Annotated in this window: 13 protein-coding genes; 7 read left to right on the top strand and 6 right to left on the bottom strand. The window is 39.5% G+C overall.

Annotation, left to right across the window (positions count from 1 at the left end; translation table 11 throughout):
- From H6G06_RS25675 to H6G06_RS25655, 5 genes are read left to right on the top strand one after another with little or no spacing between them, the layout of a single operon-like run.
- The gene (locus H6G06_RS25675; protein WP_190564894.1) at nt 1-1,257 is read left to right on the top strand and encodes a glycosyltransferase family 4 protein; all 1,257 of its coding nucleotides are present in this window, start codon (nt 1-3) and stop codon (nt 1,255-1,257) included.
- Entirely contained in the window at nt 1,254-2,420 is a 1,167-nt protein-coding gene (locus tag H6G06_RS27930) for a glycosyltransferase (RefSeq protein ID WP_190564893.1), read from the top strand. Before H6G06_RS25675 ends, H6G06_RS27930 begins: the two co-directional genes overlap by 4 nt.
- Before the next feature lies 1 nt (nt 2,421).
- The gene (locus H6G06_RS25665) at nt 2,422-4,317 is read left to right on the top strand and encodes an ABC transporter ATP-binding protein (RefSeq protein ID WP_190564892.1); all 1,896 of its coding nucleotides are present in this window, start codon (nt 2,422-2,424) and stop codon (nt 4,315-4,317) included.
- 3 nt (nt 4,318-4,320) lie between these two features.
- Nucleotides 4,321-5,328 carry a phosphotransferase family protein gene (locus tag H6G06_RS25660; RefSeq protein ID WP_190564891.1) on the top strand — a complete coding sequence of 336 codons (1,008 nt, stop codon included), beginning with the start codon at nt 4,321-4,323 and terminating at the stop codon, nt 5,326-5,328.
- A gap of 57 nt (nt 5,329-5,385) precedes the next feature.
- Nucleotides 5,386-6,975, top strand: coding sequence for an iron uptake porin (locus H6G06_RS25655; RefSeq protein ID WP_190564890.1), 1,590 nt, complete (start codon nt 5,386-5,388; stop codon nt 6,973-6,975).
- A 45-nt stretch (nt 6,976-7,020) separates the two neighbouring features.
- On the opposite strand, the gene H6G06_RS25650 is transcribed toward H6G06_RS25655, so the two are convergent.
- The 4 genes from H6G06_RS25650 to H6G06_RS25635 all read right to left on the bottom strand — a co-directional run bounded on the left by H6G06_RS25650 (nt 7,021) and on the right by H6G06_RS25635 (nt 12,090).
- A complete protein-coding gene (locus tag H6G06_RS25650; protein ID WP_190564889.1) occupies nt 7,021-9,597 on the bottom strand; it encodes a DUF3769 domain-containing protein in 2,577 nt (858 codons plus the stop codon).
- 201 nt (nt 9,598-9,798) lie between these two features.
- Nucleotides 9,799-9,915: a photosystem II reaction center protein I gene (locus tag H6G06_RS25645; protein WP_013190888.1), complete on the bottom strand. Its 117-nt coding sequence runs from the start codon at nt 9,913-9,915 to the stop codon at nt 9,799-9,801.
- Between the two features lie 362 nt (nt 9,916-10,277).
- Nucleotides 10,278-10,976: an acyltransferase gene (locus H6G06_RS25640; protein ID WP_190564888.1), complete on the bottom strand. Its 699-nt coding sequence runs from the start codon at nt 10,974-10,976 to the stop codon at nt 10,278-10,280.
- Nucleotides 10,977-11,892: 916 nt separating this feature from the next.
- Nucleotides 11,893-12,090 carry a hypothetical protein gene (locus H6G06_RS25635; protein ID WP_190564912.1) on the bottom strand — a complete coding sequence of 66 codons (198 nt, stop codon included), beginning with the start codon at nt 12,088-12,090 and terminating at the stop codon, nt 11,893-11,895.
- 1,065 nt (nt 12,091-13,155) lie between these two features.
- Between H6G06_RS25635 and glgP the strand changes: the two genes are divergently transcribed.
- Together glgP and H6G06_RS25625 are read left to right on the top strand one after the other, a co-directional pair.
- Nucleotides 13,156-15,720 (top strand): alpha-glucan family phosphorylase, encoded by a 2,565-nt coding sequence (glgP, locus tag H6G06_RS25630; RefSeq protein ID WP_190564909.1) that lies wholly within the window; start codon nt 13,156-13,158, stop codon nt 15,718-15,720.
- Between the two features lie 286 nt (nt 15,721-16,006).
- Nucleotides 16,007-16,459 carry a DUF29 domain-containing protein gene (locus tag H6G06_RS25625; protein WP_190564887.1) on the top strand — a complete coding sequence of 151 codons (453 nt, stop codon included), beginning with the start codon at nt 16,007-16,009 and terminating at the stop codon, nt 16,457-16,459.
- Nucleotides 16,460-16,902: 443 nt separating this feature from the next.
- Here the strand turns inward: H6G06_RS25625 and H6G06_RS25620 are convergent, their stop codons facing one another.
- Nucleotides 16,903-17,643 (bottom strand): DUF429 domain-containing protein, encoded by a 741-nt coding sequence (locus H6G06_RS25620; RefSeq protein ID WP_190564886.1) that lies wholly within the window; start codon nt 17,641-17,643, stop codon nt 16,903-16,905.
- A 470-nt stretch (nt 17,644-18,113) separates the two neighbouring features.
- Entirely contained in the window at nt 18,114-18,536 is a 423-nt protein-coding gene (locus H6G06_RS25615; RefSeq protein ID WP_190564885.1) for a hypothetical protein, read from the bottom strand.
- Nucleotides 18,537-19,066: the final 530 nt, after the last annotated feature.

The raw sequence follows: 19,066 nt of genomic DNA, 5'->3' as shown, positions 1-19,066 counted from the left end.
ATGCCCATTGTTGGTTACGTTCTTAAACGTTATCCCCGCTATTCAGAAACCTTTGTCGTTAATGAAATTTTGGCGCATGAAGCGGCTGGTTTAAACATTGAAATTTTCGCGTTAAGACCGCCCAGTGATACTCACTTTCAAAACATTATTTCCCAAGTCAGAGCGCCTGTCACTTACATTAAAAAACCAATTCAAGGTCGTGTGAGTGTATCTCTCAATAGTCTTGCTCCCACAGCAGCCAGCTATTTTTGGGCAGAATTACAAGAGGCCAGTAAAGTCATTCCTGATTTTTGGTCAAAGTTGGCAGTTGCTGAAGGTGAACAAGCAAGCACCGTCTATCAAGCTGCATGGTTAGCACGGGAAGCAAAACTCAAAGGTATCACTCATTTACACGCTCACTTTGGCACTGTAGCCACCAGTGTAGCTAGATTAGCATCTCATTTCACGGGCATTCCTTATACCTTCACGGCTCATGCTAAAGATATCTTTCATGAAAGTGTTGATTTTGCAGATATGGAACGTAAATTACAAGATGCTGCGACAGTGGTAACTGTTAGTGATTACAACCTCAATTATTTACAAACAAAATATCCTCAAGCTAAACAAAAAATTCAACGTATTTATAATGGTTTGAATTTAGTAAGATTACAATATTCTTCACCTGCTCAACGTCCTCCTGTAATTATTTCTGTTGGGCGTTTGGTTGAAAAAAAAGGAATGTCTATTTTAATAGATGCTTGTGCAATTCTCAAACAAAAAAATTATGAATTTCAATGTCAAATTGTGGGTACGGGTTCATTAGAAACAGCATTAAAACAACAAATTCAAGATTTAGAATTGTCATTTTTGGTAGAAATTATTGGTCCACGTCCGCAAAATGAAGTGTTTCAATTAGTGCAACAAGCGGCTGTGTTTGCAGCACCTTATGTAATTGGTAAAGATGGCAACCGGGATGGACTACCTACAGTTTTATTAGAAGCGATGGCATTAGGAACGCCCTGTGTAAGTACAGATGTAACTGGTATTCCTGAAGTAGTGCGTCATGGTGAAACTGGGTTGATTGTGCCACAAAATCATCCTGAGAAATTAGCGATTTCACTTCAGGAACTTCTCAGTGATTCAGCTTTGCGGGTTAAGTTATCAACGCAAGCTATGAATTTAATTGCATCTGAGTTTGATATTGAGCGTAATACTCAAATTTTACGGAAATTATTTGGCACGCAGAGACGGAGAGACGCAGAGGAGGTATTAAGGTGAGAGTTGCTTATGTTTGTGCTGATGCCGGAATTCCTATATTTGGTCAAAAAGGATGTTCTATTCATGTTCAGGAAGTGATACGAGCATTACAAAAACAAAGTTGTGAAATTGAATTGTTTGCGACTCGAATTGGGGGAACAGCACCGACAGATTTAGCTAATATTGCTAATATTATTGTTCATCAACTGCCTGGTATTCCTAAAGTGGAAAGGGCTATTAGGGAACAAATTTCTTTAGGAATTAATTCTGATTTACGTTTATATTTGCAGGAATTGGGAAATTTTGATCTTATTTATGAACGTTATTCTCTGTGGAGTTATGGCGCGATGGAATTTGCCAAAGAAAAGGGTATTCCTGGTTTATTAGAGGTCAATTCTCCTTTGATTACAGAACAAGCAAAGCATCGCGGTTTGATAGATGTTGATAGTGCTGAAAAAGTGGCACGTCGGGTTTTTCAAGCTGCTACAGCTTTGATTGCTGTTTCTGAGGAAGTGAAAACCTATTTAATGAATTATGTGGATAGTAGCAAAGTTCATGTCATCCCTAATGCTGTAAATCCTGAACGGTTTTCTACTATTAATACTTCTACTCAATCAGAAAATTTTACGGTGGGATTTGTGGGAACATTAAAACCGTGGCATGGTTTACCAATTCTCACAGAAGCTTTTGCACGACTGCATCAAAAAGTTCCTAATGCCAGACTTTTAATTGTTGGTGATGGTCCAGAAAGAGAAAATATCGAAGCTGAATTATCCGCACGGGGATTAGATGCTGATACTCAATTTACTGGGGCAGTCAATCCAGATCAAGTTCCTGAATTTTTAGCAAAAATGGATGTGGCAGTTGCACCCTATCCAGCACAATCAGATTTTTATTTTTCACCTTTGAAAGTTTATGAATATATGGCGGCTGGTTTGCCTGTGGTTGTAAGTGGAATTGGGCAATTAGTCGATTTAATTGAGCCGGGGGTGAATGGTATTCTTTGTCCTCCTGGTGATGCTATCGCACTAGCAGATGCTTTAGAAAAATTATGGCGATCGCCTGAACTCCGTCAAAATCTCGGACAAGCTGCACGCCAAAAAGTCCTCAAATATCATACTTGGGATGCGATCGCTCAACAAATTCTGCATATAGCGGGACTCTATGGGGGGGTAAGACGATAAAATGGCAAAATCCCTCAAAAAATCTGTTCCTGGTCTTTGGGGCATTCTGGTTTATTTCTGGCCTTACATTCGCCCACATTACAGACTACTATTAATTTCCGCGATCGCTCTACTTGCAGATGTTGGACTCCGAATACTAGAACCCTGGCCGCTGAAGTTTGTATTTGATTATGTTCTCATCGGGAATAATCAACCTACCAATATTCCCATAATTGCCAGTCTCGAACCGATTACTTTACTCACACTTTCCGCCGTTGCAGTCCTTGTATTTACAGGATTACGCGCCCTTGCTGCTTATTGGAGTACCGTAGGATTAGCCACAGTCGGCAGCCGTGTTATGGCTAAAGTGCGTAATCATTTATATTGTCATTTGCAAGATTTATCTTTGGCTTATCACACCCAAGCCCGTAGCGGTGATTTAATTATTCGCGTCAGCAGTGATGCCAGTCGTCTGCAAGAAATTATGATTACGGCTGCATTGCCCTTAGTAGTCAGTATTTTCAGTCTATTGGGCATGATTGGGATAATGTTTTGGATGAATCCCAGCCTTACCCTATTATCACTCCTCACCTTACCGTTATTTTGGTTAGTTACCAATCGCCTCAGCCAACAAATTAAAGATTCTTCATTAAAGCAACGCAAACAAGAAGGGGCTGTAGCTGCTATTGCGTCTGAATCTATTGCAGCTATTAAATTAGTTAAAGCTTTGTGGTTGCAAGATGCCTTTGCACAGGTTTTTTCTCAACAAAATCAGCGTAGTCTGAATGAAAGTGTCAAAACCCAACGTTTAGCTGCTCACTTAGAACGCACGGTAGATGCTGTCATTGCTTTAGGAACAGCTATTGTTCTCTGGTATGGTTCGTGGTTAGCGTTGCGAGATGCACTGACACCAGGGGATGTACTGGTATTTATCACCTATCTCAAAAATGCCTTTAAGCCAGTGCAGAACTTCGCTAAGTACACAGGTAGACTGGCTAAAGCTGCGGCTTCTGGTGAGCGAATTTTAGACGTATTACAACAACAGCCTGATATCAGAGATTTACCAAATGCCATTCCAGCACCAATTTTTCAAGGTGCGGTTTGTTTTGATCATGTTAATTTTGGCTATGACCCAGGACAAGTTCTGTTAGAAGATATCAGTTTAAACATTCAACCAGGACAACAAATAGCAATTGTAGGTACTTCTGGTAGTGGAAAATCTACATTAGTGAGTTTATTATTACGACTTTATGATCCTTCTTTCGGTCAGATTTTGATTGATGGTAAGGATATTCGAGAGTACACATTAGCATCATTACGCCCGCAAATTAGTGTAGTTTTACAAGAAAGTATTTTGTTTGCGGCGACTATTCGGGAAAATATCGCTTATGGTGTTGCTGGGGTGTCTGATGTTGAAATTGAAAATGCTGCTCGTTTAGCTAATGCACATGATTTTATCCAAGCTTTACCCCAAGGATATGATACTTTTGTCGGGGAAAGAGGAGCAACACTTTCTGGAGGACAACGCCAAAGAATTGCGATCGCTCGTGCTGCTATTCGTCAAACTCCAATTCTCATTTTAGATGAACCTACCACTGGTTTAGATAAGGGTAATGAAAAAGCCGTAATTAATTCTCTGCAAAGGCTTTCTCAAAACCGTACAACCTTCTTAATTACCCATGACCTTAACTTTGCAACTCGCGCAGATATGATTGTTTACATGGAAAATGGGCGGGTTTTAGAACAAGGTACTCATTTGGAATTGATACAAAAAAATGGGCATTATGCAGCATTGTATCAAATACAAAGTGCAATGCGAAATGAAGAGGATTTTTCTCACGCAGAGGAGGACACTTGCATGGGCGGGTCTCCCGACTTGAGCAAAGTGTCCGTCACGCAGAGGAGCGGAGGAGAGTAGGATATGAATGTTTTTGTGAGCGATCCTTTTGATAGTGTGGCTGATATTAAAATGCCTTTTTTATCAGCAGCGATTGATCCAGTACAAGTGGAAGAATGTTTTGATAGATGTTTATCAATTGCCCGAAATACGCATCTAGAAAAAATTGAAGTTATTCGATACAAACCAGGGCGACGTTGTTTGATTGAATATGAATTGATTAATGATTTTGGGCAAAAGATAACGCTAATTGGTAAGGTTCGCGCAAAGGGTACTGATTTTCATAGTTATGAACTACAGAAGTCTTTATGGGAAACAGGATTTGGTGATGATAGTTTTGATGGAATTTCTGTTCCTGAACCTATGAGTATAATTCCTGAATGGCAAATGTGGTTACAGCGTAAAGTTGAAGGTGTGACATTTACTCAATTATTAACACCAAATAACAATGTTTTATTAGCAGAAAAAATTGCTGAAGTTGCTCATAAACTACACAAAACTAATATTTCTCCCTGTCGTTCTCATACTATGAATGATGAATTACGCATCTTACATGAACGCATTCCCTTAGTTATGCAAAAATATCCACAATGGCAAGAACGTTTAGAAAGAATTTTAGAGGAATGTAATTATTTAGGAAATAACACTCCAGAAACAAATGTTTGTGGTATTCATCGAGATTTTTATCCAGATCAAGTGATTGTTAATAATCAGCGTTTATATCTAATTGATTTAGATTTATATTGCCAAGGTAATCCAGCATTAGATATTGGTAATTTTATTGCACATATTCAAGAATATAGTCTGCGTGTATTTGGTAATGCTAGATATTTACAAGATTTAGAAACATCTATAATTCAAAGATTTACACAACTTACAAGTGATGAATTTAGGGTAGCAATTGAAGTTTATACGATTTTGACTTTAGTTAGACATATTTATATTAGCACTCTATTTTTAGAACGTTATTCTTTTACGGAATCATTATTAAATTTATGCGAACAGCGTTTTAGTATAATTCGCAATTCTTAGTCATATATGTTCTTTCAATTGCTCGATATTGCATAAAGTTATTTCTTTCTTCCCTAAATGGTGCTGAGAAGAGAGGTTTGTAATTTTCAGGAGATTGCTGTGGGTAATTGTGGTTATTTACTAAAAACTGGTTTGATGAGTTTATTTGTTTCTTTCATTCTTAATAGTCAAACCAAAGCTAATTCTATACCTTCAGATATTGTTAATGATTTTAATCAAATCAATTCTGTTTCTCGATTATCGGATATTAGTGCTGATGGTTGGAGATTTAAAACTCTACAAGCATTGGCTGAAAAATATAATTGTGTAAATCTTTCGTCTGAAAATACAAGTTTTCCTAATCAAAGTCTGACTAGATACGAGTTTGCAGCTAGACTTAATGCTTGTATTGCTAGTATCAACAGGTTGATTATTAATAGTGAATTTAATTTAATAAATCAAGAAACTTTAACTGCCCTTGAAAGATTACAAACGGAATTTTCAGAAGAATTAAAGATTTTTGATAACCGGGTTAATTTATTAGAAAACAAGGTTGATAAATTAGAAAATCAACAATTTTCACCCCATGTTGAACTAGAGGGAGAAGTGATTTTTGCTGTAACTGGAGTGGTGGGTAAACAAAAAGCTGGGAATACTAATAAGCCAATTAATGATAACTTAGTATTTAGTAACCGTGTCCGTCTCAGTTTAGAAAGCAGTTTCACAGGTAAAGATAAATTGCAAGTGCGTTTACAAGGCAGCAATACACCAGAATTAGAAGATGTCACAGGCACTAAAATGTCAAATTTAGGATTTGATGGTGATGATGATAATGAGGTGGAATTAGATGAAATAGAATATAGATTTAGGTTAGGGAAACAAACCCGAATGACTTTATATGGGTTAGGAGGAGGTTTAGGTGATTTAGTTCCTAGTATCAATCCTCTTTTTAGCGGTAGTGGAGATGGTTCTATTTCTACATTTGGCAGAGAAAATCCCATTCGACGACAAGGTGGGGGAGTCGGTATTGGTATTTCTCATAATTTCAATAATGCTGTTAACTTTTCATTGGGATATATTGCTAGTGATGCAGATGATCCAAACAGGGGAATTTTTGCTAGTCCTAATGGTGCGATCGCTCAACTCACTCTCGAACCTTCTAAAACAACAGCATTTAGTTTGACATACGTCTATTCTCACAACAATTTGAATACGGGAACTGGCAGTGAATTAACTAGCGATCCGTTTAATGATCAGGCAAATTCAATTACTGCTAATTCTTTTGGTGCAGAAGCAGCTTGGCAACTTAATAAAACTATTACTCTTGGTGGTAGAGTTGGTTTTATTCATGCTGAAACAGAAGATTTACCAACAGATGCAAATGCTACTATTTCGACATGGGCAATGTTGTTAACTCTCAAAGATATTAGTAAAGAAGGTAGCTTTGTCGGTTTTGTAGTCGGTCAACCCCCCAAAGTGACTCATAATAGTTTCGGTAAAGTCTTTGAGGATAAAAATACATCTTTACATCTAGAAGCTTTTTACTACTTTCCTATCACGGATGATTTGGCTATAACTCCGGGGTTTTTTGTGATTACAAACCCGGAACATGATAATAGTAATGACACCATTTATGTTGGTACTGTGCGAACAACATTTACCTTCTAAGAGAAATTTGGGATAGATGGGGTGATTGTGTTGTTTTATGAATTCTTAATTATCCTGACGCACACCACCCACAACAGGCTTAATCTCATCTGGAGAAAATGGATCAGTACCACCTGTCCAATTAAAATCACTAATGCGGATAGTGAAGCCACCTAATTCTAACACTGGATTGTAACGCAATACAATCCCATAAGTGCGGCGGTTATATTCCACAATATAATCTGTGCTACTTTCTTGACCTGTATCTAGGTTCACTGATGTTTGCAAGCCTAAGCGAAATGGTCCATATATTTGCTGTGATATACCAGCACTGAGGACTCTGTTATCCACTGAGCGATCAAACAAAAAAGGTGATAATCCGCTGTTGAAACCTTGGGAATAACTAATATTAAAGGCTGTATAATCTAAAAATGGTCGAGAAAAATGACCAACCTGCCCGACTAAACCGATTGTACCAATCAAGGTACTTTGATTATCGCCACTGGTGTAATAACTGCTAGTACCCGTCACACCAGCGATCGCTTGCAAGTAAGGTACTACCGGATTAGGTGTATATTTTAATCCTTGTGTCGCAGTCGGTGGTAATGGTTTTCCCTGCCATAGCAAGAAACCAGTGCCAAGAGCCACGCTACCTTGTAACCGACCTAAAGAAATACGGTCATTTTTGCGTTGTGGTTCCAGTAAATCTGAGCGATCCGTATTAGCATTAATATACTGAGCGCCTCCTTGATAACTAAGATTAATACCGCTTTTCCCCAAGGGAATGATAGGAGAAGTGATCACACCACCCAGACTACTCTGCACAGTTTGGAAACCGAGAGTACCATTGTAAAGGCGATCGCGATAGCTATATTCCAGATTCAATGTATGAGGATTTACCTCACCCAAAGCCTGACGCAACCGTAAACTCCCCCGTAACTCATTTTCTACTTTATTGACATCCAGACTTGTTAATTCTCCCTTGCCTTCAACTGTAGTTTTCGGACCCAAAACAGTATTCAGCTTAGTTTTTACACCCAATAAATCTGCCACATTACTACTATCTTCAAAAGCCCTTTGTACAAAGAACTGAGGTGTAATGCTCCAGCGTGTCTGATCATTATTTATGGCTGTAAAATTGCGTTCTACATACAAACCGCCCCGTTTCCCATTATCAAAACCTGGAGAGACGATAAATGGATTAACTTGCCTTTCCCGACGGTCAATTTTTTGGTTATCAATAGGGATAGGTAAAGTAACATTTTGGTCAAATACCAAACGTTGACGCTGGGTAGTAATACGATCTACCAAAGGTGCTTCCCTCGTCAGAGTCACTTTAGAAGCCCGTAATTCTAATTCTGGTGGTGAAAAAGGATCATTAGTAATCCGCACATCCTCAGCTTGCCAACCACGCGGATAAAAATCAATGCGCTCGGCTTCAAATCGCAACCGCTTGACAACACCACCTGTTTTTGGTGCGGGAATGTTTCTCGCGTCTGGTTGACCACCAATGGTAACATCAATACCTCCGGGACTACCCACACCAGTAATCGGTTGATTAGCGCGAATGCGGTCACTGGGTGGGCGGCTAGGTATACCACCTGCTGTAATATCTGTAGTTGGGGAGGGTGAGAAAGCGAAATCTGTTTGAGTTGAGGGGATGTAAATTTCGCCCCTGCCATTTTCTAGATCCCCACTATCCTGGATAAAGTTATAAGTAAAGCGTTCTCCCCGCAATACCTGATTACCCCTAGTTAGAGCAACATTACCTTCCCCCACAGCAATTAAATTATCCAAATTTACTTGCAGGCGATCGGCATCTACCACGGCTCCATCAAATCGCACCACCACATTACCTTCTGCCGTAACAATTCGCCTCTGCTCATCATATTCCTGACGATCAGCTATTACCTCTACAATTCGTTTCCTTGCTTGTTGAGTATTCCCAGTCGGTTGATCTGTTGGTGAAATAGTTTCTGGGTTTGGCGGAAATTCTACAGTCGTAGAAGTTGATGGTTGGTTATTAGGATTACGTGGCTTGAACTCAATAATATTTTGGACTGGCAAAGAACCTGGAACATTTTCTGCCGTTTCTATCTCTCCAGAAAGACGAATTTTCTCCCCAGATTTGTGTAAATTTACAGTATTTTTATGTTCTACTGGGGCTGGCGTTTTGATAACAACTGGTAAATCAGATAACCATACGTTGTCTGTATTGGCAACTTCGCCAGAAATTGGTGGAAATTTAGCGAGTGATGTGTTGTCAGCATCAACATTTTCCGGCGTGGGATTACCAGCCGCCAAGGATTTTCCTGCATCAGCATCAGCATTTTCCCGCGTGGGATTACCAACCGCCAAGGATTTTCCTAAAAGCGCCGCACTTCTAGAAACAGTGAGGGGGGAAAATTCTGGAGGTAAAGTTTCTGGAACAGGATATGAATATAACGGTTTGGCAACCACCAAATCATTTTGATTAGCCTTGGTGGAAGTTGCCAGACTATGAGCAGTCTCGGTATTTCCTGGAATTACCAGTTGCTTTATCCCAGTTTCATCCTCGACAACAGGAGCAGCAGCCAGAGGATTAGCAGGTTGTATGTATTCTTGAACAGGAGGTGAGTCAGGTGGCAAAACTGGATGAAGCATATCTCAGGAAAATCGAGCTAAAAGAAAGCCACATATTAAGCCGGAAGGATTAATTACACTTTGCCTTCCGACTTTCGCCTTCTGCTGACTTGCAGCAAGCCGCCAAGAGGAGGACACTGTATTATTTTTCCAGATTTGTGCCAGGTTTCGGGCGTTTAGTGTCGTCCACCTTCCAGCCGTTGCAATAAATTTGTTGTGTTCTTATTCTAAATCCCTACGGCCGGGGTTACGTGCAGGATCATTTGACAAAAATCCAAACACAAAAATTCCGACGAAGAAAGCAACAACAATATAAACAGCGATTTTTAAAGTCACCATAGAAATATCTCCCAGGGGTAAGACAAAAAAGTTCTCAGCAATCTGCTACGCAGAAAATATAGCTCCTCTATCTTACCCACATCTGGTCACTTTTTGGAGAGATCTCTCAAGAAACAAGGAGTTCAAGGGACTGGGGACTGGGGACTGGGGATTGGGGACTGGGGATTGGGGACTGGGGATTGGGGACTAGGGACTGGGGACTGGGGACTGGGGACTGGGGACTGGGGATTGGGGACTAGGGACTGGGGACTGGGGACTGGGGACTGGGGACTGGGGACTGGGGACTGGGGACTGGGGACTGGGGACTGGATAATCAGTTTTATTTTTCCCTCTTCCCCAATCATCTATTCCCCAATTTATCCTCAAGCTTGAGAAGATGGCACTAGTTCTTTGGCATTTCGGCTTTTGATCACTCGTGCAGGTATACCCACAGAAACTGAATAGGGAGGAATATCTTTACTGACTACTGCTCCTGCACCAATGACACTACCCTTACCAATAGTCACGCCATCTAATACAGTTACTCCATTTCCTATCCAACAGTCGTCCTCAATCACAATTCCCTTACAGGTAATGCCTTGCTGTTTTATAGGTAAGAACGGATCTGCAAAATTATGATTGTTGGCATAGATCCCACATTGGGATGCTATCATACATTGCTTACCAATTCTAATGTCTCCAGGTCCGGCAATACAGACATTAGGAGCAATGAAAGTATCCTCATCAATGTGTATGGAAGTATTTTCCATGCAGCCTATATCCACGTTGCGCTCAATTGCCACTCCATTTCCTAGAAAAATTTTATTGTTTGGGTGTCCTTTGGCATCTAAACGGACATTTTTAAAGATGTGTACCCCATTACCAATTTCAATAGAGTTAGTACAGAGAAACTCAGCGCCATGCTGAATATACACTTTTTCACCCAGGGCTGCAAAAAGACGGCGATATCCTAACCTTCTCAATTGGGGACCCAAAAAAATTGTCGGAATATCACCTAATAAGGTAGTTAATAGGAGTTCTTGAAATCGCTGTAATTTGGCAGAATATTGTTGGTTAATCATGGCTGCAAATCTCTCCAGTAAATTTTGTTTGACAAGTTTGAAGTTTGTTCAAAATCGTATTTTCGCTTCTATAGGACTCCTATTCGATTTTTGATAGCGTGCGTGGCGTAGCCATACAAAAATCGGTACACCTTAATTTTCTACAATCCTCTTGCCTCTTGCCTCTTGCCTGCCTACACAGGTATTTTCAGTAATCAAACCGGATTTCTCTAGTGTTTCTACTAGGATTCGTTTAATTAGTAACTATTTAGAATTCCGCAGTCAGCTACAGCCCAATACTTGTCGGTTAAGCTCAAAACAATGAAATTATGTAGGTTGGGTTGTGGAACGTAAACGTTCGCGGAGCAATGGAACGTTTCACTTTGTACCCTACGGGATCTTGCTACAACCCAACCTACTAAAATCCTTAACCGAACAGTATTGAGCTACAGCCTGAGAAAACCTCATTTCCTGCCTTCTGGATTTTCAGGTAAAAATCTTATTCTCACGAAAGTTGATATCTCAATACAGTTCAGTTAGAGGTATTAAAGCCCAAAAAAGTAGCTCACAATTATGCTGAACCACACCCTGTGATCTTTTTCTTCCATTGCTTTTTTGTGTCTACTCTGACGATAAATACCTACGGCTCCTGTAAGGGCTACGCTAAGAGGATGTTTGTAAAGTCTCATGTTGTATCGAGATACCCCTAAATCCCCCTTAAAAAGGGGGACTTTTAAACTTTATTCCCCCCTTATCAAGGGGGGTTAGGGGGGATATGAGGGTTTTTGAGACATCACCAACCACTTTTAAAACATCCTCTAAGAGCGATTGTGCGAAACTTTCATTAAAGTGTGATTTATTTACTTGAAAATCTATGTAATCAAGGTTTTTTGCCTAGAATTACTTTGAATTTTTATGTGTGTTTTAGTATAAAAATTTAGGGTGGAGTATCACCAACTTCTGCCATGACATTGAAGTTGACCATCGGTGCAAACAAGTAAGCACTTCCCCGACTGCTATGACGGCTGTCTGGCAATGAATTTTTACAGGATGATGCTCTAATCATGCTGCACACAAATGAGTTATAGGCTAAGAAAATCACAACTTCACTAACATTAGCAGCTTTTAACGACAATTGCTATTCACCATAGCATAATTTATTTTTTATGGATAACTTTCCCCAAAAAATCCGTTTATTTTCTATGGTTTGTATCTGTAATAGTAGCAATATTGCATATTTTGATACAGTTTTATTATATGGTAATCTGTAGGACTAGGATTTGATTTTTTATAGTTTGCTTTGTGTAGCCATAGCTGTAGGCAGGATAATTAGGACATGATTAGTCCTTGAAACCAAAGAATAACAAGGGTTTTACTCTTGCATGAGAGCAAGATTGCCTCTTGCCTTCTGCTATAATTATCTGGCTTGAGGTTTGCTCTATCCCCATCTATTAGCTGGTTTCACTGTTATGAATGACAATAGATGGCAATATTTGTCTATGGATTGGGCGAAGTTTTACAATACCCATGATCAGCCTTGTGTCGGTATATAAATGATTATCTGATTAGCATATCTCAGCAGATTATTAAATTTTGCGAAGCTGAGTGCGATAGCGAAGCGTAGGAATCGCTGACTTGTTCGTTCGCGGTTGTTATCACTTTGCTAAAATTTTGTAGGGAAAATTCCTTGATTATTGGTTTACTTAGACAAATTTTAGCTGTTTATGTAAAAAAAACAGGAATTACACCAATGCTTTGGGAAGAATACTTCAAGACTGAAAATATTAAGAAATAATTAAAAATATTCCCGTTTGTTGATACAGTAGTTAGTATTTTTAGACTAAAATCTAATGGTATAGCAGGAGTCAGGAGTCAGGAGTAAAACCCTCTTGTAATGGGAGTTTCATTATCAATTGATGTCCTAAGCACCCTGTCCATGGTGATAACTATAAATTTTTTCAACTCTAAGGGTTACATAAGTAACAACAAGAAATTAAATCTTATGTAAATTAAGAAATTCAATGACGGAAACTCATAGACCAAAAACGTTTTTTGGTGTAAATTCTAGCAAAATATGAGAAAATTATTCTTAATACTTAACAAAGTCATCAGAAATTCACAAACATAGTATAAAGAATTGGCAAGATTAGGTAAAAACAGTAAACAATAACCATAGCCAAATTTGAACTTGTCTCACAATATGCAGCCAATTCGCACATTTAACGTTTCTCCTTCCCTACCGCAACGACTAGAACCACTGCGGCAATTAGCATACAATCTACACTTTGATTGGAATGTTGAGAGCAAAGACTTATTTCGTCGTTTAGATCCAGATTTGTGGGAATCTAGCCGTCATAACCCAGTGTTGATGCTGGGTACTATCAGCCAAGGGCGGCTATTGGAAGTTGTGGAAGATGAAGGCTTCCTAGCACAAATGGATCGTGCTGCTCGACAACTAGAAGATTATTTGCAAGAGCGCACTTGGTATCACAAACAGCGTAGTCAGAACCCAAAGGAATGCTACGCTTATTTCTCTGCTGAGTTTGGACTGGTAGATTGTCTACCTGTCTATTCAGGTGGTTTGGGTGTACTAGCGGGGGATCACCTCAAATCTGCTAGTGATTTGGGATTACCTCTGGTGGGTGTAGGCTTATTGTATCAACAGGGTTATTTTGCCCAGTATCTGAATGCTGATGGTTGGCAGCAAGAACGCTACCCCATCAACGATTTTTATAATATGCCCTTGCATTTGGAACGTAATCCTGATGGCTCAGAGCTACGGATTGCGGTAGATTATCCAGGACGCAAGGTATACGCTAGAGTGTGGCGTGTACAAGTGGGTACAGTGCCACTGTATATGCTGGATACCAACATTGAGCCTAACAAGGCGTATGACCACGATATCACCGATCAGTTGTATGGTGGTGATATCGATATGCGTATCCACCAGGAAATTATGCTGGGGATCGGTGGCGTGCAGATGTTGAAAGCCTTGGGATACAAGGTGACAGCTTACCATATGAATGAAGGCCATGCGGCTTTCTCGGCTTTAGAACGCATTCGGATTTTGATTCAGGAAGAGGGTTTGAGTTATGCTCAAGCTCGACAGGTGGTGTCTTCCAGTAATATATTTACTACCCACACCCCTGTACCAGCAGGGATAGACTTGTTTGCTCCCGATAAGATTTTGTATTATCTGGGTTACTACGCAGATATATTTGGTTTACCAAAGGAACAATTTTTAGGATTGGGACGAGAAAATACTGGGGATTTATCTGGTCCTTTTAGTATGGCTGTGTTGGCATTGAAAATGGCAACATTTTCTAATGGTGTGGCACAACTGCACGGTGTTGTATCGCGGCAAATGTTCCAAGGTTTGTGGAAAAAAGTACCAGTAGAGGAAGTGCCAATTGCGGCCATTACCAACGGTGTTCATGCTCGCAGTTGTGTGGCTAAATCAACTCAGGAGTTATATGATCGCTATCTTGGTCCAAACTGGTCGTCAGCACCACCAGATAGCCCTATGTGGGAACGGATGGATTCTATTCCCGATGAGGAGTTATGGCGTAATCACGAACGCTGTCGTTTGGATATGATTTTGTATGTGCGGGATCATTTGGTCAAGCATTTACGTGATCGCGGTGCTTCTGCTTCTGATATTGCCCAAGCCCAGGAAGTTCTCGATCCTAATGTTTTAACCATTGGTTTTGCTCGTCGTTTTGCTACTTACAAACGCGCTACTTTATGGATGCGTGATTTGGAAAGAATCAAGCGGATTTTGTTAGGTAATAAACATCGCAAGGTGCAGTTTGTGATTGCGGGGAAAGCACACCCCAAAGACATTCCCGGTAAAGAACTCATCCGCGATATCAATCACTTTATCCGCGAAAACCATTTAGAAAAACAGGTGGTGTTTGTTCCTAACTATGATATTCACATTGCCCGGTTGATGGTAGCTGGTTGTGATATCTGGTTAAATACCCCCCGTCGTCCCCGTGAAGCTTCTGGTACTAGCGGCATGAAAGCTGCTATGAACGGACTGCCTAATTTAAGTGTACTAGATGGCTGGTGGGATGAGGCTGATTATGTCCGCACTGGTTGGGCGATAGGACATGGGGAAAATTACGAAGATCCTAATTATCAGGATGAAATAGAAGCTAACGCTCTCTACGAGTTGTTAGAAAAGGAAGTTGTACCTTTATTCTATGATCACCGTGATGGCGATGGTTTACCCCGTCCCTGGGTAGCGAAAATGAAAGATGCAATTCGCTTGAATTGTCCTTTCTTTAATACAGCGCGGATGGTGCGGGAATATGCACAGAGAGCTTATTTCCCTGCCAGCGATCGCTATCATACCCTCACAGTTGATAACTATGCCCCAGCTAAAGAATTAGCAGCTTGGAAAGCAAAATTAGGTCAGCACTGGTTTAACATCAAAATCAAAGATATTGATGTCTCCGCAGCATCAGAAATTGAGGTTAATCAAACGGTAGCTGTGAAAGCTAAGGTTGATTTAGCCACTTTAACAAATGATGATGTGCGTGTGGAATTATATCAAGGTTCCATTGATGCTAATGGCGATATTGTCAACGCTGTACCAGTGGAGATGGATTATCAAGGAGAAGATAATCAAGGCTTAAGCATTTACACGGTAGATATCACTTACACCACTTCTGGTTTGCAAGGTTTATCTTTGCGTGTGTTACCACAAAACCAATACCTTGCTACTCCTTATGAACCCCGGTTAATTGCTTGGGCTGAATAGTTTTTGAATCTTTAATATTAGGCGTTGCTGATTGAGGTTGGCAACGCTTTTTGTTATTTATTTGTCAGAATCAGGATGTCCAGGATTTGAGGATTTTCAGGATTTAATTGTCTGAATCAGGATTTCTAGGATTTGATTTATCACTATATGCTATGCTTTGCATAAGCAAAATATTAAAACAACTTAAATTGTGTTAGCGTTGCTAGTTTACAGGTTGATTGTCTAGTTAAACATTGCAAATGATTTCACTTAAAATGGAATTAGGTCATTTACAGGATGTACAGCAATGACACAGACACCGATTGCAATATCTTTATATGAACAAGACTATTTACTGTGGATTGAGGATACGGTCAATAAGTTACGGAGTAGGAATATTGAGGGGTTAGATTTTGAGAATTTGATTGAGGAGATAGAGGACTTGGGGCGCTCAGATAAACGTGAACTTGAAAATAGGTTAGTAGAACTTTTAGAACATATTCTCAAGCGGAATTATGTGAACATGACTGATTGTTATCGTGGGTGGGTAGAATCAATTATTAAACAAAGGATTGGAATCAGAAAGTTACTCAAAAATTCACCTAGTCTCAAGCCTTATTTTAGCCAAGTGTTTGATGAAGCTTACACAGATGCTCTGAAAATTGTCCGCAATGGTTATCCGCAGTTTGAGTTTCCTGATACGTGGCCGTTTAGTTGTGATATTGAAGCAATGTTAAATGTTGATTTTTGGGAAGAATAAATAATTGTCAGAATCAGGATGTCCAGGATTTGAGGAGATTTGAGGATTTACAGGATGGGGATTTTTTGGGCTGAATCAGGATATTCAAGATTTGAGGATTTTTAGGATAAAATTGTCCGAAATGGGGAAAATACTATTGAAGCATGATCATAAATGCTACCCTAACCCAACCCTAGCTTATGGATGAAAAGCGTTTACAGGCATATCAACAACTGTTAAGTTGTGTAGATGGTGAAGAAGCGGCAATACTACAGACTTATCAACATTTTGTATCCGCTCAATAGTTCAGCGAATCCATTTTATGCTTCTTTATTTTTAAGTGTTGTTGCTACCATTGAATGTACTCTTATCGCTATGTTAGGAATATGGATTAGTAAACGGAAATAACATGATCTATTTTGGATATTTTCTGACTGATTCAGACACAAAAATCTATAGAAAACTTAGGTACAAATTCTCTGAGGTACAACAATATAACCTGTACTCAAATCTCCTAACACTAGGTTTTTTTCTGTTCCCCAAAACCACCAATATGCAGCCACATAAGCGCAAATTAAACTATCTAGTTTATCTTCTATTTCTTTGAGTGCTGCACCTGTGTTTGGTATTTCTGAAGGAAACGAACCGCAGAGACGCAGAGAACGCAGAGGAGGAGAAAGTGAAGGGAGAATATCTATGATGTAATTATATAGTTTGATTAGTTCTAAACGGCGATCTCTAATTTTTCCTTTTTTATATTTGAGGATGCGTTCTAATTGAAATAAGTTAACTATAGCTGGGTGGGGAAAGACTTCGATTTGATATCTACCTGGTTTTTGAGGTTCAATGCAGGGTGCATGAACAAAACCACGGGATTCTAATTCTAAACCAAAATTAATAGTGCGTTCTGCAAAGGCTAGGTTTTGGTTGGCTGGGTAGCATCCAGCATGATATTTACCAAAGTATTTATGACTAAGTTTATCTGGTAAACGACTGCCAATAGCGTTGGGGATCAAGGTGGGTGCATCTACAGCAATAATGGCTGATTCTTCTAGTTTTATGGTGTTATCAATCCAAGTCAAGATGTCTGCAATGGCATCTTGGCGATCTAAATCCAGTAGTTGCAGTTTTCCATCTATTAATTCTAAGTAACATAAACCACTCGGTTGTGATTTCCAGCCCAAATCAATACCAATAAATTTCATGCTTTTTTAGCTTCAATATGCAATTATTATCGCATTTGGCATGAATACAGGTAGGAAATAAATCTATCTTTCAGACGTTTCGGTTTAGACACAGATTCTTGTAAGTAAGTCGGCTCGGAAAAACCAAGGTATGTAACAAAATTTAAAATCTCTGAAGGTCTCTTCCCTCTTGCCTCTTGCCTTGCCATAACGACAATTTTCAACGCCTACCTACTTATGGTGTCTTAGTTTCCCATTAGACATCGACCAAATTCAAATATGTGTCTGACATGACCTTTGTAGAGATGTTGAATGCAACGTCTCTAGAAAGGTCATGTCTATTAGACATCTCCGGTAATTAAATGTGCGTGGTTTGAAACCCTTGTAGAGACGTTCCGCCGGAACGTCTCTACCATATTTCCGGAGAGGTCTATTGCAGGTCGCTACAACTACTTAAGCTATCTGAAGCTTATGACCTAGAAATGCTCTAACTACTTGTAGAAGACAATAACATCGCCACCACTAAGAACATCAATGGCAACTACTTGACCGATATCAACATTGTTGTTGTTCAGAACATTCTGGATCACTTCGTTATTATTGAGAACATTGCGTAAGGTGAGGATCTGAACATTGTTTTTATTCAAAGCATCATTGAAGACTTTTACATTATTATCATTGAGTAGATTCTCAACATTAACCACCCTCACTTGGCTAACAGTCAGATTATTGAGAACACTCAAATTTTGAATCTCTGCGCTGATGTTGTTGAGAGCTGCAATCAGATTGGCAAAGGTAGCTTGCTTTGTTTTTTGTTGTGCCGATGCTGATTGAGTGAGTGTTACAGCTGGAACACCAAACATAAGCAAGCCGGCACCCAATACAGAGATTAATGCTGATCGATTGATAGTCATAAATGAAACCTTTTTCAAATGTCATCAGTTACTAACCATCTCAAATAAATACTTCTTGATCATCATGCTACAGATTGAGCTAGTATTTGCTTAAATATCCATCACAGGTAAGAACCAAAGAAAGTTCCCGATCTAATGGTAATACCTGAAAAATATTAATCTAAACTGGGCAAAGGCTATCAAATACTCTCCAATGCTCAATTTCAGGCTGAAATAGGGGTGTTGCTAGAAAACTATTTCAGTAATCGGTGTTCTAGACCAGGGCAAATATATCCAAATAATTCTTGATCACAACCAAGATATACTTACTAGTGGCGAGATAAAACGCACTATCTTTAAACCAGAACATATATACAAAGCTTGGCAGCAATTACAACAGCAGAATTGATTAAGCACAAATGAAAATGGAAAGGCAACAGTATTGTAAAATATATGGATGCCTAAGCCAGGAAGTCACCCTCCTGACTCGGCTACAAAACCGTGCATGAAACGTTAACTTCACACGGCTCCTCAGTGATTTGGTGCTTGTC

It is taken from the genome of Anabaena sphaerica FACHB-251 (genome assembly GCF_014696825.1).
Classification (GTDB): Bacteria; Cyanobacteriota; Cyanobacteriia; order Cyanobacteriales; family Nostocaceae; genus RDYJ01.
The sequence above is the reverse complement of the archived record's forward strand: the minus strand, read 5'-3'. Positions and strand labels throughout refer to the sequence as shown.